The organism is Aeromonas sp. 75A, assembly GCF_051919425.1.
Taxonomy (GTDB): Bacteria; Pseudomonadota; Gammaproteobacteria; order Enterobacterales; family Aeromonadaceae; genus Aeromonas; species Aeromonas veronii.
In genome coordinates this window covers 4,380,011-4,400,151 of sequence record NZ_JBQBES010000002.1, presented here as the reverse complement: position 1 = coordinate 4,400,151, position 20,141 = coordinate 4,380,011, and the positions used below count along the sequence as shown (strand labels likewise).

Annotated in this window: 29 protein-coding genes; 8 read left to right on the top strand and 21 right to left on the bottom strand. The window is 54.4% G+C overall.

The features are described 5' to 3' along the window. Nucleotides 1-175: 175 nt before the first annotated feature. From ACTG2T_RS20450 to ACTG2T_RS20405, 10 genes are all read right to left on the bottom strand, one after another. Nucleotides 176-1,150 carry a zonular occludens toxin domain-containing protein gene (locus ACTG2T_RS20450; protein ID WP_330124255.1) on the bottom strand — a complete coding sequence of 325 codons (975 nt, stop codon included), beginning with the start codon at nucleotides 1,148-1,150 and terminating at the stop codon, nucleotides 176-178. Between the two features lie 2 nt (nucleotides 1,151-1,152). Continuing rightward, nucleotides 1,153-1,419, bottom strand: a complete 267-nt coding sequence (locus tag ACTG2T_RS20445) for a DUF2523 family protein (protein ID WP_330124254.1) — start codon at nucleotides 1,417-1,419, stop codon at nucleotides 1,153-1,155. After that, entirely contained in the window at nucleotides 1,419-2,531 is a 1,113-nt protein-coding gene (locus ACTG2T_RS20440) for a hypothetical protein (RefSeq protein WP_330124253.1), read from the bottom strand. The genes ACTG2T_RS20445 and ACTG2T_RS20440 overlap by 1 nt, the downstream gene beginning before the upstream one ends. 56 nt (nucleotides 2,532-2,587) lie before the next feature. Continuing rightward, nucleotides 2,588-2,716, bottom strand: coding sequence for a major capsid protein (locus ACTG2T_RS20435; RefSeq protein WP_005333101.1), 129 nt, complete (start codon nucleotides 2,714-2,716; stop codon nucleotides 2,588-2,590). A 136-nt stretch (nucleotides 2,717-2,852) separates the two neighbouring features. Next, a complete protein-coding gene (locus ACTG2T_RS20430; RefSeq protein ID WP_330124252.1) occupies nucleotides 2,853-3,140 on the bottom strand; it encodes a hypothetical protein in 288 nt (95 codons plus the stop codon). After that, nucleotides 3,140-3,394 (bottom strand): hypothetical protein, encoded by a 255-nt coding sequence (locus ACTG2T_RS20425; protein ID WP_330124251.1) that lies wholly within the window; start codon nucleotides 3,392-3,394, stop codon nucleotides 3,140-3,142. Before ACTG2T_RS20425 ends, ACTG2T_RS20430 begins: the two co-directional genes overlap by 1 nt. 2 nt (nucleotides 3,395-3,396) lie before the next feature. Continuing rightward, complete coding sequence (locus tag ACTG2T_RS20420) at nucleotides 3,397-3,738, bottom strand: DNA-binding protein (RefSeq protein ID WP_330124250.1); 342 nt, start codon at nucleotides 3,736-3,738, stop codon at nucleotides 3,397-3,399. A 52-nt stretch (nucleotides 3,739-3,790) separates the two neighbouring features. After that, nucleotides 3,791-5,515: a phage/plasmid replication protein, II/X family gene (locus ACTG2T_RS20415; protein ID WP_330124249.1), complete on the bottom strand. Its 1,725-nt coding sequence runs from the start codon at nucleotides 5,513-5,515 to the stop codon at nucleotides 3,791-3,793. A gap of 461 nt (nucleotides 5,516-5,976) precedes the next feature. Then, nucleotides 5,977-6,168, bottom strand: a complete 192-nt coding sequence (locus tag ACTG2T_RS20410) for a hypothetical protein (protein WP_330124248.1) — start codon at nucleotides 6,166-6,168, stop codon at nucleotides 5,977-5,979. A gap of 556 nt (nucleotides 6,169-6,724) precedes the next feature. Then, nucleotides 6,725-7,087, bottom strand: coding sequence for a helix-turn-helix domain-containing protein (locus tag ACTG2T_RS20405; protein ID WP_330124247.1), 363 nt, complete (start codon nucleotides 7,085-7,087; stop codon nucleotides 6,725-6,727). A 124-nt stretch (nucleotides 7,088-7,211) separates the two neighbouring features. On the opposite strand from ACTG2T_RS20405, the gene ACTG2T_RS20400 reads away from it, so the two are divergent. The 7 genes from ACTG2T_RS20400 to ACTG2T_RS20370 all read left to right on the top strand — a co-directional run bounded on the left by ACTG2T_RS20400 (nucleotide 7,212) and on the right by ACTG2T_RS20370 (nucleotide 12,865). Next, nucleotides 7,212-7,463 (top strand): hypothetical protein, encoded by a 252-nt coding sequence (locus ACTG2T_RS20400; RefSeq protein WP_330124246.1) that lies wholly within the window; start codon nucleotides 7,212-7,214, stop codon nucleotides 7,461-7,463. Next, entirely contained in the window at nucleotides 7,450-8,922 is a 1,473-nt protein-coding gene (locus ACTG2T_RS20395; RefSeq protein WP_330124245.1) for a replication initiation factor domain-containing protein, read from the top strand. Before ACTG2T_RS20400 ends, ACTG2T_RS20395 begins: the two co-directional genes overlap by 14 nt. A 27-nt stretch (nucleotides 8,923-8,949) precedes the next feature. Next, nucleotides 8,950-9,270 (top strand): hypothetical protein, encoded by a 321-nt coding sequence (locus ACTG2T_RS20390; RefSeq protein ID WP_031227589.1) that lies wholly within the window; start codon nucleotides 8,950-8,952, stop codon nucleotides 9,268-9,270. A 298-nt stretch (nucleotides 9,271-9,568) separates the two neighbouring features. Beyond that, entirely contained in the window at nucleotides 9,569-9,790 is a 222-nt protein-coding gene (locus ACTG2T_RS20385) for a Flexible pilin (RefSeq protein WP_069526816.1), read from the top strand. A 282-nt stretch (nucleotides 9,791-10,072) separates the two neighbouring features. Further along, nucleotides 10,073-11,341: a hypothetical protein gene (locus tag ACTG2T_RS20380; protein ID WP_330124244.1), complete on the top strand. Its 1,269-nt coding sequence runs from the start codon at nucleotides 10,073-10,075 to the stop codon at nucleotides 11,339-11,341. A gap of 6 nt (nucleotides 11,342-11,347) precedes the next feature. Beyond that, nucleotides 11,348-11,662 carry a DUF2523 family protein gene (locus tag ACTG2T_RS20375; RefSeq protein WP_330124243.1) on the top strand — a complete coding sequence of 105 codons (315 nt, stop codon included), beginning with the start codon at nucleotides 11,348-11,350 and terminating at the stop codon, nucleotides 11,660-11,662. After that, the gene (locus ACTG2T_RS20370; RefSeq protein ID WP_330124242.1) at nucleotides 11,663-12,865 is read left to right on the top strand and encodes a zonular occludens toxin family protein; all 1,203 of its coding nucleotides are present in this window, start codon (nucleotides 11,663-11,665) and stop codon (nucleotides 12,863-12,865) included. 101 nt (nucleotides 12,866-12,966) lie between these two features. On the opposite strand, the gene ACTG2T_RS20365 is transcribed toward ACTG2T_RS20370, so the two are convergent. Continuing rightward, a complete protein-coding gene (locus tag ACTG2T_RS20365; RefSeq protein WP_439973816.1) occupies nucleotides 12,967-13,908 on the bottom strand; it encodes a DUF2971 domain-containing protein in 942 nt (313 codons plus the stop codon). Nucleotides 13,909-14,261: 353 nt separating this feature from the next. On the opposite strand from ACTG2T_RS20365, the gene ACTG2T_RS20360 reads away from it, so the two are divergent. After that, nucleotides 14,262-14,594 (top strand): hypothetical protein, encoded by a 333-nt coding sequence (locus ACTG2T_RS20360; RefSeq protein WP_139441351.1) that lies wholly within the window; start codon nucleotides 14,262-14,264, stop codon nucleotides 14,592-14,594. A 22-nt stretch (nucleotides 14,595-14,616) separates the two neighbouring features. Here the strand turns inward: ACTG2T_RS20360 and ACTG2T_RS20355 are convergent, their stop codons facing one another. The 10 genes from ACTG2T_RS20355 to ACTG2T_RS20310 all read right to left on the bottom strand — a co-directional run bounded on the left by ACTG2T_RS20355 (nucleotide 14,617) and on the right by ACTG2T_RS20310 (nucleotide 20,137). Beyond that, nucleotides 14,617-14,967: a DUF3653 domain-containing protein gene (locus ACTG2T_RS20355; protein WP_019446393.1), complete on the bottom strand. Its 351-nt coding sequence runs from the start codon at nucleotides 14,965-14,967 to the stop codon at nucleotides 14,617-14,619. 427 nt (nucleotides 14,968-15,394) lie between these two features. Continuing rightward, complete coding sequence (locus ACTG2T_RS20350) at nucleotides 15,395-15,766, bottom strand: hypothetical protein (protein ID WP_279498260.1); 372 nt, start codon at nucleotides 15,764-15,766, stop codon at nucleotides 15,395-15,397. A 44-nt stretch (nucleotides 15,767-15,810) separates the two neighbouring features. Then, on the bottom strand, nucleotides 15,811-16,023 hold the full coding sequence (locus ACTG2T_RS20345) for a DUF3892 domain-containing protein (RefSeq protein ID WP_330124240.1): 213 nt from the start codon (nucleotides 16,021-16,023) through the stop codon (nucleotides 15,811-15,813). 193 nt (nucleotides 16,024-16,216) lie between these two features. After that, nucleotides 16,217-16,471: a hypothetical protein gene (locus ACTG2T_RS20340; RefSeq protein ID WP_224970130.1), complete on the bottom strand. Its 255-nt coding sequence runs from the start codon at nucleotides 16,469-16,471 to the stop codon at nucleotides 16,217-16,219. Between the two features lie 210 nt (nucleotides 16,472-16,681). Further along, a complete protein-coding gene (locus ACTG2T_RS20335; RefSeq protein WP_330124239.1) occupies nucleotides 16,682-17,686 on the bottom strand; it encodes a zonular occludens toxin domain-containing protein in 1,005 nt (334 codons plus the stop codon). Nucleotides 17,687-17,701: 15 nt separating this feature from the next. Beyond that, on the bottom strand, nucleotides 17,702-17,968 hold the full coding sequence (locus ACTG2T_RS20330; RefSeq protein WP_330124238.1) for a DUF2523 family protein: 267 nt from the start codon (nucleotides 17,966-17,968) through the stop codon (nucleotides 17,702-17,704). Continuing rightward, complete coding sequence (locus tag ACTG2T_RS20325; protein WP_330124237.1) at nucleotides 17,968-19,092, bottom strand: hypothetical protein; 1,125 nt, start codon at nucleotides 19,090-19,092, stop codon at nucleotides 17,968-17,970. The genes ACTG2T_RS20330 and ACTG2T_RS20325 overlap by 1 nt, the downstream gene beginning before the upstream one ends. A 111-nt stretch (nucleotides 19,093-19,203) precedes the next feature. Continuing rightward, on the bottom strand, nucleotides 19,204-19,368 hold the full coding sequence (locus tag ACTG2T_RS20320) for a major capsid protein (RefSeq protein WP_157160767.1): 165 nt from the start codon (nucleotides 19,366-19,368) through the stop codon (nucleotides 19,204-19,206). Between the two features lie 137 nt (nucleotides 19,369-19,505). After that, nucleotides 19,506-19,790 (bottom strand): hypothetical protein, encoded by a 285-nt coding sequence (locus ACTG2T_RS20315; RefSeq protein WP_330124236.1) that lies wholly within the window; start codon nucleotides 19,788-19,790, stop codon nucleotides 19,506-19,508. Continuing rightward, on the bottom strand, nucleotides 19,790-20,137 hold the full coding sequence (locus ACTG2T_RS20310; protein ID WP_330124235.1) for a DNA-binding protein: 348 nt from the start codon (nucleotides 20,135-20,137) through the stop codon (nucleotides 19,790-19,792). The genes ACTG2T_RS20315 and ACTG2T_RS20310 overlap by 1 nt, the downstream gene beginning before the upstream one ends. Nucleotides 20,138-20,141 lie beyond the last annotated feature (4 nt).

The window sequence follows — 20,141 nt, the reverse complement described above, 5'->3', positions numbered from 1 at the left end:
AAAGCAGATGTTGAAGGTCAATTATCACCGACTCTTTACAAATTATGCCGATAAATGGGGTTATCGGCATAATTACTGGTAACTGTTACCGTAATTATATTGATGACCGGCCATCCGCCTGTCCGCCGCCCGCTAGCGGTCGTCGCCCAGTCGCACGGCCCTGCGCCTGCGGCGCCTACCTGTTCGCCATCAGCGCGTCGGCATCCTGTTGCAGATACTCCACCAGATCAGCATCACGTATCACCCATTGCGCCACATCATCGCCCGCGTGAGCCAGCAGCAGCACGTGGGCGCCCTCGACGCGATATGCGGCAAACATGTCCAGACTCGCATATCCCCCGCCCTCCCCCAGTTCGACGCGGTATTCGGGATGACCGTTCAACACTACCCTGGAGCGGAAAAATGCCTCTGGGATCGGTGGCGGCAGGCTGGGCTCGGCACTAGAGACTGCGGCGGACACCGCCTCCTGTTCGGCGGTGGTGACGGTGGCTGCCTGTTCTGACGGGGTATCGCCCTGCCCTTGCTGCCAGATGGACCAGAACGACCAGGCAAACAGCAAAATCGCTGTCAGCAGCGACCCGATGAGCAATGCGAATTTTTTCAGTGGTGGTCGGGATTTGTGGGTATGAACCTCAGCGGAGGTGTACAGCTCATACAGCGTTTTATCGAACGGTTTTTTGGTGATCAGTGCGTTTTTTTCTCCCTGGGATGGCTCAGGATCCTCATTACAGCTGTTCCACTCGAAAATTTTCCGGTGCTCCATGCCAAATGGACGGTAGGCATGCAGGTGCCGCCCGACCGTTTTACGGGCCAGCACGTCGATCAGCTTGGGGTCTGGGGTCATCAGGATCAGGTCGATCCCTGCGTGACGATGTTCGTTCAGGTACTGCACATGGTGCGGCACTCGGGCACCGCTGGCGCGGGGAGGCATCAGTTTTTGGCATTCGTCGACCACCACGATGGACCCTGCTGGCAGATCTGGCCAGGTGGTCGGATCCTCCAGTGGAAAACAGCGCAGGCGATCAAAATCGAGGCCGTCGATGTTGCAAAATAGGGGCCTGATCCGTTCTGCATTGGCATTGTCGCGGATCATCTCAACTGCGAGCAGAGTTTTGCCGCTCCCTGGGCGGCCGGTGATGAGGGTGATCATGATTACCTCACACGCATCGTGGTCAGCGCCGCCATGGCGAGTCGGGCGGCATATGCCGACAGGATCAGGTTGATGCACAGATCAATTCGGGCCAGCCCCAGCAAACCCAGCGCGGTTGCAGGCAGACCGGTGACTAACGTCCTGATTTCTGTTGTGGCCAACGACAAAATCGCGTCGAGCCCCTGATAGGAAACAACGGCAACGCCGAGCGCGAGCAGAATTCTGGCTACAAAATTTCCGGCCATTAATGTCCCAAATGCAGCCCACATCAGCTAGACCTCCCGACGCCGACGATCACGATCGATAGGAACCCAAACAGCGCCAGCAGACGCAGAACGGGCGCAACAGCGCTCTCGATCAGCCCGCACAGGGTCGTGTAATCGATGGAAAAATCCTGCCCCATGATGGGGATCACTGTGGGTGCTGGACACTGGCGGGGTAGCCAGCCGCTGCCCCAGTCGTAAAAACGCCGAACGTCGATCACATCCCTGGGCACATCGGCCATCGAGGCCAGATCGGTCTGAGCCTCAGGGTCCGGATCCGGGTTGGGTTTAGTCCCCTCGCCCGGGTTTGGGGCCGTCTCATCGACCGTGACCGGCTCAAAAATGTCGGGGTAAACCCCGGGGGCGATTTGCAACGCAGCTGGGTTGGACAGGACCATATCGGCAAACTCCAGATCGCTGATAGCGCCACCGGTGAGGGGTTCGGAACGAACGTCATTTTGTGACCAAGATTTTCTGTATGCATAAATATCAACCGGCCCCAGCGGCATAGAGGGCGCTCCCCAGGTTGTATAAAAAACGCCTGATTGTACGGTCGGGGTTGAACCTGGATCAGCCCACTGGGCAACAGTTGGATCAGGCCCAGCAGTACGGAATGTCCAGTACGAGGAATATTTTTTAACGCACGGGAGGCCAGGGAACGTCTTTACCGAACTGCCGTTCAGGGGCAAAAAAACGTAATCGCTTGGACACTCCCCGGCGGGCACCGCCGGTTTTTCCAGCCACCCGTTGATCAGATCGTACCCGGCGTAGGCCGCTGCGGCGGTGATGGCTCCGACCGCCGCACAGCGAGCGGCCCCTGCTGGTGACAGACAGGCGCGACCGAACCTGGCCAGCGCGTCAGGCACGACCCGTAAAACGCGGTTAACCCTGACCGCGTTGCCGAATTTGTCCCGTGCATCGATAACAGCGCCGACAGTCCGGGCAGTTCTGTCGATGCTCGTGACGCCGACGATCCTGCCGGTGGTGCCGTTGGCCACCCGAACGGTGCCCGCCCCTGGGAACAACTCGACCACATCCGCGTGCACCGGTGCAGTGAGTGCGATCAGCGAAACAGCAGCCACAGTGCGCAGCAAACAGCGCCTACGTAAATCCACCATACTCCCCCCATCATGACCCTCACATAAAGAAGGGGGCCGCTGCGGCCCCCTATTCGTTACTTAAACGCGCCGCGCACCCAGGTGAACGTGCGGATCGTGACGTAGACGCTGAGACAGGCCAGCCCGATCGTGGTGATCTGGGTGACGGCTCCGGTAATGGCGGTGGTGATTGAGGTCAGGTCCATATAAAAACTCCATATTGATCTAGCGGATGGCTTTCCGCAGTTGACGTAGAACCCACGCAGTGGCCCAGAGCAGGCCGATGGCCTGCACCAGTTCGACCGCCTGCGCGGGGGTAATATCGGGGAGCAGATCCATTGGTCAGTCCCCCAGAATCGTTGTGGCCAGCCGTCCCTCTGCCAGCATCAGCCCCGCTGGCGTCGAGACGACCGGCAGTGCCACGAGAGTGCCGACGAGGCCCAGCAGATGCTGCTCCTGAGCGGAACCGGCAAAACCTGCGGGGCAGAGCACCACAAACAGATCGGCCTCGGCCTCCAGGATCAGCAGGTTGGCGGGATCCGCATCGGTGGCACTGCGCTCGATGCGATCGACGTGGGTCAGCACCGCGTGCAGGACCAGACCGAGGCTGTCAGTGACGATGGCGGCCATCAGCTCTGCGCCTCGGGATCCCGGTACTGTGTGTCCAGCACGCGGGCCCCATCGATCTCGTGCCCCGGCACGACGCAAAATCCCATTTTTTCCCCGACCAGCCGTTCAAAATGCGCTGCGGGATCGGGCAGGAGTTGCAGTGCTAGCGGTGGGATGATCACATCGACGTCGCCCTCTGCTGTACGCACGACAACAGAAAAATCCCGAGCCTGTTTAACGCCGGCCAGCACGCCGGTGACAGTCGCCATAGCCATACCTAGATCCCCAAAATTTGCTGTTTAGAGTCCAGCATCAGCGCGTGCCCTGCCCCGCGCCGTCCGGTGTAGGCCTGCACCCAGACAGGCAGGCTGAGAGTCTGACCACGTAGCCCCTCGAGCTGACGCGGCAGACCTGCATCGACGGCGGCCTGCGGCAGACGGACCTCGACGAGCTCACTGATCTCACCGCCATAGGCGTCGACGGTGGTCACCCGAACGCCAGCGGTGTGTCTGATGATCTGGCTATCGCCGTTGCGGAACGTGTCCTGTTTTACCCCGGCGATCTCACCGACCAAATACAGGCCGGATGCGCCGACAGTGGGTTGGGTTTTGTCATTCATCTGATCAGTCCTTTTTGGTAACTGTTACTGAAATTAGTGTCATAAAATCCCCTTACACCAGACGCAACTGCGGGTGGCGGGGTATGGCGGGAACGCGGAGATCGGCCACATCTGACTGGACGACGATCCGATCCCAGTCGACCTCGGGTGGGAACAGCCCTGCGTGGGAGCCCAGACCGTGACCGGCCGATCGGTCGAGGAATGCAAAAATTTCGGCATCGGTATCGGGGCGATTATCGACCGGACCGCAGAGGCCATCGTCGGAGCCGATGCAGTCGACCAGACCGTCGCCCACGGCGCGGCGGTGACGGTGCGGCACAGCCATGAAATCCTGATCGTCCAGCCAGCGGTCCAGATTGGCTGGTTTAAACCACGCTGGCGCGGAGCTGACTGCCTGCACCTCGAGCACCGACCGGAGAGAGACGACGACACCGGCCGCGAGGCGGCTCTCAGCGGTCCCGTCACAGGACTGGAGGGCTGCCAGCGAGATCCCAGCGTCGACGAGCTCGCCGATCGTCCTGTACCAGGTGGCCTGAGATGCAGGGGGGGATTTTTTGGAGGCTGCCCAGCCGCGATCGATGATCGATCTCAGATGCGTGAGGGCGCGGCGCGTGCCCATGCTGCGGGCACGGCCAACGGCATTCTCCTCGTAATAGGCGGTGATTTTCTGCTCGAGCTCAGTCTCGTTTGCGAGCGACATAGACGCGTCTCCCCAGAGTGCGGTTAGGACTGGGCGCCAGACATGTGCCCAGAGGCTGTGTACAAAATTTGTTCCGGCATCAGCGAGCTGGCGCTCGCAGCGTATGAGATCGACGGCGGTGCCGTCCCAGTCGGTGATACCCAGGCGTTCGAGCTGACCGACCAGCCCGCGGCGCATCGTGCGGGCCTCGAGGCGCAGCAGTTTTTCGCAGTAGGCCCGATACTCGGGGTCGGAAAGGGCCTCGACCCGAGCTGCCAGAGCGGCGTTACTGGGGTCGCGGCGGAGTTCCTGAGTCAGGCGGCGGAGCTCCTCGCGGGCCTCGCCGCCCTTGTCGTAGGCTGCCCCGCGCTGATGCTCGCTGCGCGGGTTGACGTACACGGTGTCGCCGGATTTAGCGAGGATCTTCTGCTCACGCTCGGCGTAGGTGCCCGTAGAACCGGCGGCGTGGACGTGCCCGATCTGCACGTGACTGATGCGTTTCAGCAGGGCGCTGACGTCGGCCACGGTGGCGCAGTGCACACCGGAGGTCGAGTCGACCCGCATGACCTGACACCCAGCCACATCGACCAGCGCAGCCAGGTCAGGGCAGCCACGGACAAACGCGGACATCGCGACCGGGAGGGCCTGACCGAGCGTGTGGATGTCGCTGAAACCGTTGCGACCGTAACTGATTTTGGTCGGATTGATTTTGGCGGATATGTAGGGGTCTAACCCCAAACGCGAATTGCCACGAGGATAAATTTTGATCGCCATCGAGCCGAGATGGGACTCGATGGATTCGAATGGGGTTTTCAGGTCGTCAGTGATCACTGACCCGTCTGGCTGGAACGTGACCTCTGCACACAGGCGCAGGCCAGGCACCAACGAGGCCAGTTTTTTCAGATCGACGTCAAAAGTTTTTTCGGTGGAGAGGCTGACGATGCCATCGGATTCAACCGCATCGGAGGAGCCCACACAGCAGCGTGGGTCGAACAGGAACCAGAATCGGAGCTCGACGAAATCGTTGAACGTCACGAACGACGCAAGAGCCGTTTCGATGGCAGTACTGAGAGGGGTTTTCTGTGATACCGGGTCCATGCGCCTATCCGAGAGCAATGCAGTGAAAAAAATCCGGCCTCGGCGCCAAGGCCGGACCAACAACAGTTTTTTTCATTACCCCTGAAGGGGTGCATTGCCCGAAGGCGTCATATCCCGAAGGATGGTTGAGACACGAACGTGTCTCGAGTTGTCCGCAGACCGCTCCACATAAAACGTGGAACTCGAGCATCCTGCCACAGGGTCAGACGGAACACAACCGATTTTTACAGGTCAAAACAGACCCTAAACAAGCTCAAAATAGAGACTCAATCGGCATCGAATTTATCACGGTGAGAATTGGGTGGGAGATTAGAGTGCTCCCACCCGACCCAACCACCCTCCCCAGACCCGACCCGACACACAACAACAAAAACCGCCCCTGCGGGGTTGCGCTCTCTGCCGCTGGGCAGGCCGACCGGCGTGGGTGGTCGTACCGATGACCACCCGTGCGGACGGCAGAATCAGGGTTCCGGCTTACCTGACACCGCACGCACAGCACGGTTGAACTCGGCAAACTCCTCGGCCTGATCCTCCCAGCGTTCGATGGCCAGAGAAAGCTGCTCGATCAGCACCTTGTTGGCGTCATAGACATCAATCAGTCGCTCCAGCAGCGCCAGCGCCTGCTCGTAATCCTCCCGGCTAGAGATGGTCATTCTGCCACCGGTGCCAGTTGCGCCAGGGTCGCGGAACGAATCGAGTCCAGGATGGAGGCCGCATGCTCTGGGGGAATCGGGGCGTCGAGACCTGCCACGAGGGCCCGGATATGGCTATCCAGCGCATCGATGGCCGAGCGGTCGAACGTGACAGTTACGGTGCGGGCCCGCTGACGTTGGCGGTATCTGGCCTGTTTTTGGGCTGGGGTCAGCGCCGTTCCGGTACTGGGGCGGCCACGGCGGCGGGGTGTAGGGAGCAGGTCATGTGTCTGGGTGTCGTTAGGGTCGCGCATCTGGAAGCCTTTTTGGTAACGGTGACCAAAATAGAATAGCACTATTTATGGTAACGGTTACCAAAATTCGCGTTCTAGGCCTCTTTTCTATTTTCTCTCACAGAACGTGATGGAGATAGACAATTACGCCTAGTGGTGGGTGCTGAGAGCGAAGTGATACACCGCGCATAATGCGATTTATATTAAAAATCCTCCGCCAGGCAAACAGACACCTGGCTACGGACCCCCCTGCCCCTTCGGGATTATCGCAGGGGGGCGAGTTTTCAACATAAATACTGGACATTATGCGCAGTCATGTCAGTCCCGTGGCTAGGGGTCAGGAACATAGCAGCCACAAGGGCTACAGCCGTGCCTGTACCTTTTGTGTACTTCGCTAAAATGTCATACCAAGCGCGCTTTAGCTCTGGATTGGTCTCTCTGACTGCGGCCAGATTTAGCAGCACTTCTTGCACGTCCAAGCCGATCTCCTCGGCAATCTTTTTTGCAGTCGCATCAGTGAGTTGCGACTTTCCTTTGTTCACCGCAGAGATATAGGAAGTGGTAAATCCCAAGTCTGCCGCGACTTCCTGCAATTGGCTGTACTTTTTGGCCCTCATGTAGGCCTGAATCAGCGTATTGGAGTCCATCTTTTTGTCTCCTGAGTGGTTAGACAATCAGCTCATCATACCGATTTTGGCAAAAAACGGCTTGTTCCCATTCAACAATTCGTATGATTGAATCCATTCAACAAATCATTTGAATGCATGAACCATGACCCACTTTAGCCCACAAAACATTGATCTGCCTGCTCTCATTGAGCGCAAGGTCTATTGGCAGGCTGAACCGACTGGCGATTTCTCCGCCTGCATCGCGGGTCAGGTCGAGATGTTCCGCGACCTGCACGAACTGCGGGTCTATCTGTCCATGACGTACCCCGATACCGTCTTTGAGCTAGTCGAGGTTACTGAGGACACATGGCAAGGTTTCTATGATCAGGGAGTCTTTTTCGATGACTGGTCATAACTCTGTAATGCCGATAAATAGCGTTATCGGCAACAAAACCCTGATCGATTATCTGTCCTTCACCTGGGCACCGGACGAACTGCGCCGGATGACCGAGCTGGCCAAGCAAGGCGCACTGCTCAAAGCCATTCCGCGCTTTGAAACCCAGAACAAAGCCATCAAGGCGGCGTTCGCGGCTCCTGCTGTCGAGGGCCTGCGCTATCTGTGGAAGCGTCCCAGCGGGTTCAATCCCCTCGCCCGCTTCGACAAGGTGACAGAGCGCCTCTGTGACAAGGCCGCGCCTTTGCCCTTGGTCAAGGCGCCCTCCCCTGTATGCACTCCCTCTATGACCGAAATGATGGAGCAGGCGCTCCACTCCGGCTATAAGTCCCGCGCCGACATGCGCAAGGAGCTGAAAGCCGTCTGCTCTACCCTGCTGGAGTTCTCCCAGTTTGAGGTGGTCGAGGGTGCCAAGTATTGGGAAGCCTACAACGACTTGATCGACAGCTACGGGGTGCAGTTTCTCGATGCCCTGTGCTGTGCCGAGATCGAGTTGTGGCTGGAAGAACTCAATAACAAGATCGGTGTGCCCATCCCTGCCCCGCGTTTCTCTATGCGCCCTCGCCGTTCCGGTTTGCACGGTTACGCCAACTCGGCCGACCTGCTCTGTGATGGTCTGCCCTGCGGCTTGATTGGCTGGGGTGCTGCCAACCATGGTTGCATGGTCAGTTTTTCCGGCGTGGGTTGTGCGGCCCTCGATTTCCAAGCTCTGCACAATGTTATCTCTCACATTCCGGCCGTCCGTATCACTCGGGTGGATTTGGCGCTCGATGACTACAGCGGCGAGGTGATCTCCTATCAGGGAGCGATTGCCGGCGCCGAGGCTGGCGAGTTTCATCCAGAACGGGGCCGTGCTCCGTCATGGATGAAAATCGAATCGGGCGAGTTTGTGATTGCCGAAGTCTCCAAGGGTATCGCCAAGCGGTACGGCATGGCGCCGACCAAGGGTTGCTCCTTCTATGTGGGCAGCCGGATCAACGGTAAGTGCGCTCGGATATATGAGAAAGGTAAACAGATGCAGTCGGCAGAATATCCCAACTGGGTACGCGCCGAAGGCGAGTTGCATAATAAAGACCGGATTATCCCGCTTGATGTGCTGATCAATCCCGACCCGTATTTTGCGGGGATGTATCCGCAATTTTCAAAATGGCTGGATGAAGTCAAACAGGCCGATATTACTCCGGTTCGTGTGACCACCTTTAAAAACAAATTCAAGACCAGTCGTGATAACGCTGTTTTTAATATGTCTCGGATGGCAGGCCGCCTTGTTAATTGGTTAGCAAATATCGAGGGGCTGTCCCCTGCGGTGATTGTTAACCAATTAACAGCGCATCTGGGAGAAGATGATATTCCCGCGCGGTTAAGAATGCCGTTACCTCCCGAGATTATATCGGGAGAGCATAATTTAATTTCGACCTGATAATGGTTCTTCAACGAGGTAAATAATATGTCCCTGCTCACTGGTATTTTGGTAACTCGCGTTACTCACGGCTTTGGTGTTTCCCGTAAATCCGGCTCTCCGGTACCTTATGATTTCGCTCAGGTGGAATATCTGGCTCCGGCAAATAACGTCAACAAACCCGAGTGCAATATCACTTCATGGGGTTATGAAGTCCGCCAACTGGCCCTTCGCAACGATGCCGCCACCATCAAGGAGATGGCCGACTGTCCCAAGCTGGTAGCGATTGATCTGGTGCTGGAAGCCGACCCGCAGAACCCGACCCGCAACGTTGTTGTCGGCTACCAAGCCAGCAAAAAACCGGTTTAACCACCGCGCCGCGAGGAGGAGGAGCGAGAGCGCGCAGCGAGCGACGACGAGGGCGCGACCATGCTTTGTCTTGATATCACCGCCGAAGGATATGCCCGTTTATCCGAGGGGGATGCCTGTCACTACGTGCTCCTGACTGTACAGGAGCATTCAAGACTCACGGATATATCAAACTGGTTCCAGTTCGATATATCCACTGTGGGAATAGCCTTTGGCTCTGGCCTTGCTATCTGGGTCTTAGGCGTAAAACTGGGCGCTATTGCCCGTGTAATTGTTGGTGCAAAACGAGGATAAAATAATGAAAAAAGTATCAGGCTTGTTCCGTAATGCTTGCATTGCGGCTGTGTGTGGTCTGTCTGCCAATGCAGCGATGGCCGAGGGAACCGGACTTGCTGACGCAGCAGGTAAAGCGATGGAAGCCGCCCAGGCTGACGTAACCGCCACCTCTCCGAAGGTGCTGCTGGTAGTCGCACTGGTGACCGCTACTGGTATCGTGATCTCCCTGATCCGTAAAGCCTAAACCATGTCCCTGCTTATCGGGACGCTCTGGTTTTTGTTCTTTGTCGAGGGATGGCGAACATCCTTCTCTATTTAAGGCGGCTACGGTCGCCTTTTTTATATTGGGGGCCATGTGCGCTTAGGTTGGCTTTTACTGTTATTTCCATCACTGGCGTTTGCTATTGCTGGTTGCCCTGTCGGTGTCCAGTTGGGAAACGTGACGATTGCCACTCGGTTACCTGTCTGCCTTAAATTCGATTCATCACAACTGGGTGGTTGTGAGGCTAATTGCAAGGGTGTCTGTGTGGAATTGCCTTTAGCCAATACCAAGGGGCCAGTGGAGACCACCGGAACGGCTTGTAAATTGTCAGACAATGGCAGCGGTAACGGCGATTCTGATGGCAGTGGTAATACACCAGATGAAGGAGGGGCTGGTACTAAACCGATTGATGGTTGGCTCAATTTTGAACCGGTTGTCGGTGATGCCACTGGAACATCTGTTTCGGGTGCTGTTGCCAAGTTAAATAAAAACCTTGGGGTTGCTCTGCGTCAGGTGGTAGACAGTACCAAGCAAGATTCAAATAATATTAATTCTATTACTCACAGTGCTGAGGCTGTTTCTCGGGATATGAAAGAGGCGCTTTATCATATTAAGCAATCGTCTAGCGAATTATCTCATGTTAATGGCAATCTTGGCGGTGTAGCTTCTGCTCTTGGTGCTGCTAGGGATTATTTGCAATCGATAGATGTGAAGTTGAATAATCTTGGCTCTGGATCTTCTGGTGGCGGTTCTTCTTCTGTTGCATCTGATGTTGCTGGTATTTCTGCCATGATGGGGGCTTCACTCGGTATGATGTCTAGCCTTCAAGGCAACACAAACGGCCTGAATAACAAGCTTGATGACATTTCAGGGAATACTCGCGCCACCTCTTATTTTGCTAAGGATATGAAAGTCTCGCTTGAAAATATCGAGCGTTCGCTGGGTGGTGGTTCTGGCGGTGGTTCTTCTGCTTGGACACGTGACGACATTGAGTTTTTGAGTTCCAAGTTGAATAACCAAGATATGGTGCCCTCTTATCTTTCCACTATCGAAACTGCGTCTTTGCAGCAAAATGAAATCTTGGGGGATATTTTGGGCGCGACTCGTGACCAAAAAGGAGTGTTGGAGGGGATTGCGTCTGCACTTGATAATGGTGGTGGTGATGGCAAGGGGGTTGATTACACCAAGATGCCCGGATCCGATTCCAATCCGCTTGCTGTTAAGCGTGCTCAGTATGACACAAAGTGTGAGGGTGGCGATTGCTTCTTTGATATAGCAGCCATTCAAAAGAAACTGGATGACGCAAACAAGGCTATCTCTGACAAATACAAAAATATTGGTGATGAAGTCAAAGAGATGTTTGATTTTCAGCTCTCCGGCTCTGCTGGGATTATCGAGTGCTTCGACTTTTTCACTTATGGCGGAAAAGACTATCGCGTTTGTCCACCTGCAAAAGAATATTGGGACATCATCGCCGCACTGATGATGTTTATTTTCTACTTCATTGCGTTCGCAATTGTATTTAAGAGGTAATACGTCATGGAATGGCTCGGTGACTTCTTTAATTCATTCTTCAACGATATATATCAACTGGCTGTCCAGTTCGGTGCATGGCTGGCAATCAGAATGGCGGTGCAGTGGGTCGAGTTTAAGTTGTTTATGCTCACCTTCTCATGGGACGTTGCCAAGCAAATTTTGGTGAACGTTCACTTTAGTGAAATGATCTCCCAATCCTTCAATGCCCTCCCCGCTGACTTTCGCTCGATGCTGCTCTTTATCCATCTGGATAAGGGGCTCGCCATCTTGACGCAAGCCTTCGTTACCCGCTTCCTGCTGAACATCATGGGGTGGTAAATGTCGATCAAGATCCACCACGGGGCGCCAGGCTCTTACAAATCATCCGGCGCCATTCACACCGATGTGATCCCCGCTATCAAGGCAGGCCGCCATATCATCACCAACGTTCGCGGGTTCACCGCCGAACGCTGCAAAGAGGTACTGGGTAAGGCTGTGCCCGATGAGTTCAAGGTGACTTACATCGACACCGAAGCCCAAGAGGGCCGCGACCACTTGGCCCGCTTCTACCACTGGGCACCGAAGGGGGTGTTCTTTCTGGTCGATGAAGTGCAGCGGATCTTTCCGCCTGCATGGCGTCAGAGCGACCTCGACCGACTCGATTATCCGGGTGGGCCGGAAGTCGCCAAGGCTGACGGGCGACCGGAAACCATAGACGTTGCCTTTGATATGCACCGTCACCACAACTGGGACTTCGTCTTTACCACCCCGAACATCAAGAAGGTTCACGCCGTGATCAGGGCTGCATCAGAGACGGCGATCAGACACACCAATATGAAGATATTGGGCTTTGGGAAGCGTTACAAAACGGTCTTGCATCTTGCGGACAACAGCGGCGCGTCTATGTCCGATGTTCTGCAGGCCAAGCCATTCAACAAGGTGCCGAACTATGTTTTCAAACTCTACGACTCAACTACAACTGGCCAAGTCACGGATACAATCGCGGGTAGCTCGATTCTGCGTGATCCTAAAATTCTGTTTTTTCTGGGTGTTATTGGATTCTGTCTCTATTTTGGCCTCATCAAGCCGGAATTTATTGATAAGCCTAGCAAGGCCCCTGCGCCCTCTCCTGCCGCTGCTACGACTTCTGGGGCGGTGGGTGCTTCGCCCGCTGCTGGGGTACGTCCTAGCGGCGCTCCTGCTGCGTCTGGTGGCGGGGTTCTTTCTGTAGGGCCGTTTGCAGGCCATCGCCTGATTATCAGTTGCCATATCCTGATTAAAGACAACCTCGGCTCTTATCGGGTTGAGTATTGCTTTGCCTTGCGCAAGGGCGATGAGGTTGCCCCTTTGGATGTAGACGATTGGCCAGAGGAGCTGGCCAGCGTCGATGCGGTGAGCGGTTGCCATGCAGTGGTGAAGTATCAGGGCCAGCCTGTGGACGTGTACTGTGATCCAGAGGGTGACGCTATACGCCGGAAATATAACGCTGCCCTCTTTGCAGGTGGTGATAGCAAGATGAAATCAAGTGATGATCGGACATGAATATGGCCAGTTCGTTCAGTACGGCATCTTCTCGCCGTACTGAACGAACTGGCTGGCAAGCGGTAGCGCGGCAGTTGTATGTATTCAATGTCGAATAAAGACTATGGATATATTTTTTTCTCTACAAGCTCATATCTTTCGGTACTCTCAACATATTCATAGAGTTCAATATGATGTAACTTGTTGGCTGGGTTGCTTAATACCTTGGCAATGCTTATTTTATCTTTTAAGCTCATTTTGCACCCCATATGAATTGATTTTATTGATTTTGGGCTTAGACGTTTCAACAAAACTGCATCAGCATTTTTTGTAAAGCCAAGGCATGCGTATCTGCTTTGTTCAGCGGTATGGCTGCGCTTGAATATAAATCTATTGCCATCAACAACATCCAAGTCATCTTTAGATGCCTCTAATACTTGACGCTCTAGATTACTCAGTTTCTCTATATTTAATAATTTTATCTCGTCAGCCCATCTTAATGGAACTATGCACCTATGTTCTTTTTCATAAATCCAGTCATCACCTTTTGTTGTTAATTGTTGCAGTGTGTTTATCTTTATTTCATTTTCAATGTTATTTTGCTCAATGAAATACCTTGGTCTTTTGTTGTTATAGTTGACCTTTATTGGCTTGTAAGTAGAAATTCCGTATTCATCATGTATTTTATGAGAAAGCCTAGATAAAAAATTCTCATGAAATCCTAAACAAATACCCTTATGTTCATCTGCGTAGTGTGACCACATTAGTAAGTTGCTATGTGTTTCGCTTAATGAGACGATGCCAAAGTTATTTACAGATTGCTTCACTTGATACTTAATGAATAATTCTTTTTGTTTTTCATCTAGCGTATGCATAGGAAAATAACCTTTATAGCACGCCCCAGCTCTGGCTATTAGATTGTTTTCAACTTCCGAATTAAATAATTTCTCGAATGGGTCATTTAATATGGCGGGTGATGAAAGTCGAATCACAGGATATTTTAAGGATTCAATTCCAAAATATTTTGAGTATTTGTAATATGTTTTCATTGCAATATCCAGCATATGTTCACGATATAGTTCATTATCTTACCGCCCCCGTGTAGTAATACGGGGGGAATACTACCCCTTCCCTCTACCCCTACCGTCTACCCCCGCCCCTTCCCGTTCTGCCCTTGACCACTCGATGGTGGGGCCATACGGGCAACCACTCGGCTAAGGCTTACTCGGGCGAGTGTTTAGTGCAGGGGCGTTCTTACTAAAGCGCGGGGGGCGCAGCCTCCAGCTTTTGCGGCGCTACGCGCCGACATATGTTTTTTCTATCAACCCATCTTAATGATAGTTGTTGATTATAATTGACACAGTTGACAGTATAGTTTCTGGTTGTGGTAAAGCCATTGATAACAAGAGGGATTCTTATGGATACAACCTTAAAAATACTATGTCATTTGTTTAGTTTTGACCTTCTCAAGAATGCTAGCCCGATGGTTGTTGCCTTGGCTCATCGTTCAATTCGGTTTGGCTTTGATAGTCTATCTGTAGAGCAGAAATTGATTCTTAAACCCTTTCTATCCGTTAAGTGTTCTGGTTATGACGATGTGGATGGTGCGCATCAGTGTTCGAAGGTGTTAGAGGGTGAAGATCTTTTGGAGGCTTATGGAGCATCGGGCGGGTCTTGGTTCATTCAATGTCGTCTCTGTCACGCAGCAACGAAGTACATTGCTTATTGCGCTTCGGCGAATGATAAATAAATGGGGGCCGTAGCCCCCAAGCTCACATTACGCCAAGTTTCTTTCTCCAATAGAAAGCAGCCATTTGCCGTTCGGATCGCTCCACCTGGATGATGGCAATCGCCTCTATCCTGCGTCTGTCGAATCTCACACCTGTTGGTGATACAAGGCAATCATTCATCATTCGCCAACCTTCCCAGTCTTTCCAAATTGTGGGCAGTTCTCTCCCTGAAGCCATACGCATTAGCCGTTTATAGACAGGTGGGATCTCTTTGCCTTTATCCCAATATGTGACCTGCCTCACAGAAACAAAACAAAGATTGGCCGTTTCTTCAATTGATAAACCGCACTCAAACCATCGAAAAATGAAGTTTTTGGTCAACTCTCGTTCCATCCAAGTAAATACCTGATAAACCAGCAAAATTGCGTGGATTGGCTTATCGGCGGGTTTCGGATGGGCATTTAACAAAACGTCGCATTATACGCAGTAATGCTTGTAGGCAGAACAAAGGGGCCGGAGGCCCCTTGGGTTTGTAGTTAATGGCAATCAAGCTCAGAGACCAGCTTTGTGCCTTAGGATTGCTCCCGCATTCGATATGCTTTTGGCACATTCAAGGCTCATCAAATACTGCTCCATAGCCGCAATGTTGGTTGCGTTGCAGCTTTTAGATAAGACATCAACCACTTGATTAAACGTGCTTGTTGAACCCAGTCCACCTTTGGCGTCAGCTCTGGTCAGAATCTCATGTACCTGTGGATTACTGTAGTTACTCATATGCTTAACCCTCTGTAGTCAAAATGGATGAAATGCCAATCAATACTTAACTAAGCCCTAGATCCTTGCGCATATGATGGATTAGCTGCGACTTGGCTTGTATGAATCGTTCTGAATAGTCAGCATCGGAATAGTGAAGTCGCAGTAAAAAATACATAGAATCAATGGTTTGCTGGCTAGCCACGAGCTCTACTCTGGCAATAGTTACTGCTTGTTGCTGGTACTTTTCAGAAGCGCCAGAAAAAGCGATATCTGCATGATTCATCAGAAAGCACTCAAATGCAGCCTTGCGCTCATTGAAGAGACTCTCCGAATGTTTAGCTCTACGAGCAAGCAACTGCTGTATAACAGCAGCAAGAATGGAACCTAACCCTATGCCGGTTAATACCGTCGATAGTGTAGATACATCAATGTCCATCAAGCCTCCTGATGCCGATAACTAGATTTATCGGCATCACCATCCTAGTCCTTATCAACGTTGTTCTGCTGAGTGCTATCTGGATCGGCTCTCACATACTCAACACCATTGCGCTCATAAACATGAAAGTCAGGATGCTTTCCTGCGTGTACCTCTTCAATTAGCTTTTTACGAGGAACAGTCCCCCGCCCAGGAATTGTGTAAGTTTGGTTTTCGCCGTTTTTCCCATCTTTGTTACCACGAATATTCTTGGCCATACGTATCCCCTATCCGAGCCAGATGCTCCATACGGATATTGGGATTTCTGTTCATAAAACAACCCCTTAATAACAAAAATCTACAAAGTAAGAGATAACACCCCTGCCCCGTGGCTGAATCGAGCATGTGAGGTTTGAATTCCCCCCGTATTACTTCCTGAGGGGGGAAATAATTGCTCACCGGGTTGGATGGTTAGCCGTGACCACCGTTATATGGATCAACGTGTCGGCGGGCTGCAAAAATCACGTCTGCCATCCTCTCAGGCAGCACAGACAGCGGCGATGGCCCACCGAGCCAGCTGTTTGAACTCGCCAGCCAGCAGGCAGCTGAATAGCGCGTTTCTCGGGTCAGCAGGATGGCCATCAGATCGGCCATCTGGGGGTCATCCATCAGGCCGTACACCTCTGACGGGATGTGGACCCTAACGGTACGAAATTTATGCGTCATTCGAGCTCCTGAGAGATGTTGAAGGTCAAAACAGAGGTTTTGAAGGTCAATTTTCACAGAGTTTTTACAAAACATGCCGATAAATGGGGCTATCGGCATCATAATTGGTAACTGTTACCGTAATTATATTGATGATCGGCCATCCGCCTGTCCGCCGCCCGCGAGCGGCCGTCGCCCAGTCGCACGGCCCAGCGCCTGCGGCGCTTCGTTTCACAATTTTGCCAGAGCGATCCCCTGTTCTGCCGCATCCAGCCAGATAGATCTGTCAGTGATCTTCCATAGGTCCGGCCCTGCCGGTCCTGCCATGATGATGATCTCTCCCCGCTCCTCACGCCAGTGCTCTATCTGGTCCCAGGTGAGCTCGACGGCGCAACCGCCCTCCTCCCGTTCCAGGCACAGCAAAAACTGCGTTTTACCAGCCCATTTCAGCCACCCATGGTAGGCCAGCACCGGCAGTGCAGGTGCTGGAGACACGGTAGCGACAGCCTCAGAGACTGAGATGGGCAGTTGTTCTGGCGGTGCCTGGTAGAGCGGCTGATCGCCCTCCTCTACCTGTGCAGTGGTGGTCTCCTGCCCACTACCTGCCATACTCGAAAATGTGGTCACCACCATTGCTAGTCCAGCCGCGATAGCACCGACAGGCAACAGGGCTTTTTTGATGATCGGCAACCACGGCAATGGTTTGTGCGTGTTCTCCACTGTTGATTTGTACAGTGAAAAAATCTGTTTATTGAACCGCCTTTTTTCCGGAATCGGTTTGAGTTTGGGCTGGCACGCTGCCTCGCAGTAGCTCCATTCATACCAAACAGAGTGCTCCTGTGACCGAGGGCGATACGCGTGCAAATGGCGACCGACCAATGCTCTGATGTCCTGGTCGATCAGCCCCGGGTGTTGGGTCAGCAGGATAAAATCGACCCCCTTATGTCTGTGGGTGTTCAGAGCGGCCACCGACTCTGGACGTTTCGACCCACTCGGTCTGGAGGGCCAAAAATCCTGGCATTCGTCGACAACGATCAGTGACCCCTCTGGTAGCTCCATCCATTTCAGCGGGTCGAACTCTGCCACGGCACCGATTTCGGGAGCCAAATCGTTGACGTTCGAAAAAATCAGTCGCGACCGGGTTTTCGGATCGTCGTCGTTGCGCAGCTCGGCCAGGAGTTCCACACAGCGCAGCGTTTTTCCGGCACCAGGCGTGCCAGTGATGAGCGTGATCATGGGGGAGCACCTCCTCTATTTGGGCAGGAATCTGGTGGCGGCTGACAACGCCAGCGCCGCGCTGTGACCAGCAAAAAATGCGCTGACAGGCACATCGGCGTGCATATACCCCAGCAGGCCGAGCAGGTCAGCGGGGATGCCGGACAGGCTCGCCTGGATTCGCCCCATCGCCAGTTGCAAAAGCTCCGAAAAACCGACCATCGATACGATGCCCACCCCCAGCGCCAGCAGCGCACGAGCGAGGATCGAACCGATCATTGTGCTGGTCAGAGCGGCCCACATCAGGAACCTCCTGTGCGCACACGCAGCACGATAGTGAGAAAAACAACGATGGCCGTCAGGTCGGATGCCGGCACGACGTAGCTGCGGATCAGCGGGCAGAACGCGCCCTCATGTTGCGAAAAATCTATTTTCCACTCAGGGAACTGCTTTAGCGGCACGACCGCGCCAGGCAGTGAGCAGGTACGAGGCAGCCATCCCCAGGTGTCAGGAGTGAACCAGGTGCGCACATCGAGCACCTGACGATCCACATCCCCCATCCCCACATCTGGCGGCAACTCCGTGCCGCCATCCCCTGGTTCAGTCGTACCGGGATCGGTCTCCAGTTCACTCAGACGCAGCGGTTCCCACAGCTCGGCGGGTAACTGGTCATGCTGGGCCAGCGGGCCGATGACCCCAGGGGTCATCAGGGCAGTGGTCAGCTCCGACGGGCTCAATGATGCCTCTGTTTGAGGCATTTCGAGCTGTTTTTCTGGTTGGGGGCGGATGATTTCGCGGAATCCGCGCTCAGCGATGCCTGGCTGAGCCGCAGGGACGAAAAATTCCTCCCTCATTCGCTCGGAGCCCAGATCATATTCATTCAGCCATGCAGGGTCAGGGCGCCATGGATCTGTAGCTGGGAGTCGGAGCACGAGTCGGGCCGGAGCGCTGGCCCACATGTAGCAGGGGAGATAGCCGTACGCGCTGCGTTTGACGCCGGTTGAGTCGGGCATTTTGATTAGATCGCGCTCGCAGGTCTGCCAGTCAGGCAGGGTACTGGGTCTGACTGCCACCCCATCGGGTCGTACCTGCACATCTGGCCACATAGTGGTCAGCGACCCGCGCATGGCCTCGGCCAGCAGCAGACCGACTGTGGCTGTGGCCATCAGGCGACCTCCGAGCACACGGGTCACCAGTGCTCCGCCCTGGGCAGCTACGGGGCGCAGAGCTACCGCCGTTCGGCGGACGTTCCCGAGCTGATCGGTCCAACGGACCAGCGCGTGAGCACGCCCGTCGACGACGCGATTCAGAGTCTCGATCGTGCCGGTTTTACCGCCGATGATCGGGACGTTGAGGGCTGCGGATACAGGTCCAGAGAGCCCTAGCACGACCAGTGCCGCACACATTTTTAGCGAAAAATGATCCATAAGGCCCCCGCGAATCCGATTAGGACAATCCACCCCATGTGAACCCCCTACTTATGGTAACTGTTACCAATAAAAAGGCCCCCAATCTGGGGGCCAGTATGCCGTTTGACTCTACCGCCCCATCGCGCTGCGCACGATGTGCAAAAGCTTCACCGCCGCCGTGATCCCCAAAACGACCGCACCGATGCCGACTACTGCCGCAGTGCCGCCAGACATGGCCTGAGTGGCCGCCTGAACGAGTTGGGTACCGATATCACCTGCAGATTCACCTGCCATTTTTGACTCCTGTTTGTTTTATTTCAGTGTTTTAACGAGGGTACGGACCACCCAGGCCGTTCCCCAGAGGGCGGCCACGGAGGCCGCCAGTTCTACACCCTGCTCAGGTGTGAGACTGAGCAGGATCTCTAACGCGCTCATGCCGAGCCCGCAATTTTGAGACGATAATCCGCCAGAATTAGCCCCGCTGGCGACGAGACGACCGGCAGTGCCACGAGGGTGCCGACGAGGCCCAGCAGATGCTGCTCCTGAGCGGAATCAGCAAAATTCGCAGGACAGAGCACCACAAAAAGATCTGCCTCGGCCTCCAGGATCAGCAGGACGCTAGGGTCCCCATCAGTGGCACTGCGCTCGACGCGATCGACGTGGGTCAGAACCGCGTGCAGGACCAGACCGAGGCTGTCAGCGACGATGGCGCCCATCAGACCCCCAGCATTTGCCGTTTTGTGTCCAGCATCAGCGCGTGCCCTGCCCCGCGTTTTCCCGTGTAGCTCTGCACCCAGACAGGCAGGGAGAGCACCTGGCCACGCAGCCCATCGAGCTGGCGCGGCACGCCGCTGTCCACTGCGGCCTGAGACAGACGAACCTCGACCAGCTCGCTGGTCTCCCCGCCGTAGGCGTCTACTGTGGTGACCCTGAGTCCGGCAGTGTGGCGGACGATCTGCTGATCGCCGTTACGAAAAGACTCCGATTTCACCCCGGCGATCTCGCCGACGAGATACAGGCCGCTGGTGTCGCTAAGATTGTATGTGTTTGTTTTATCAGTCATTTTT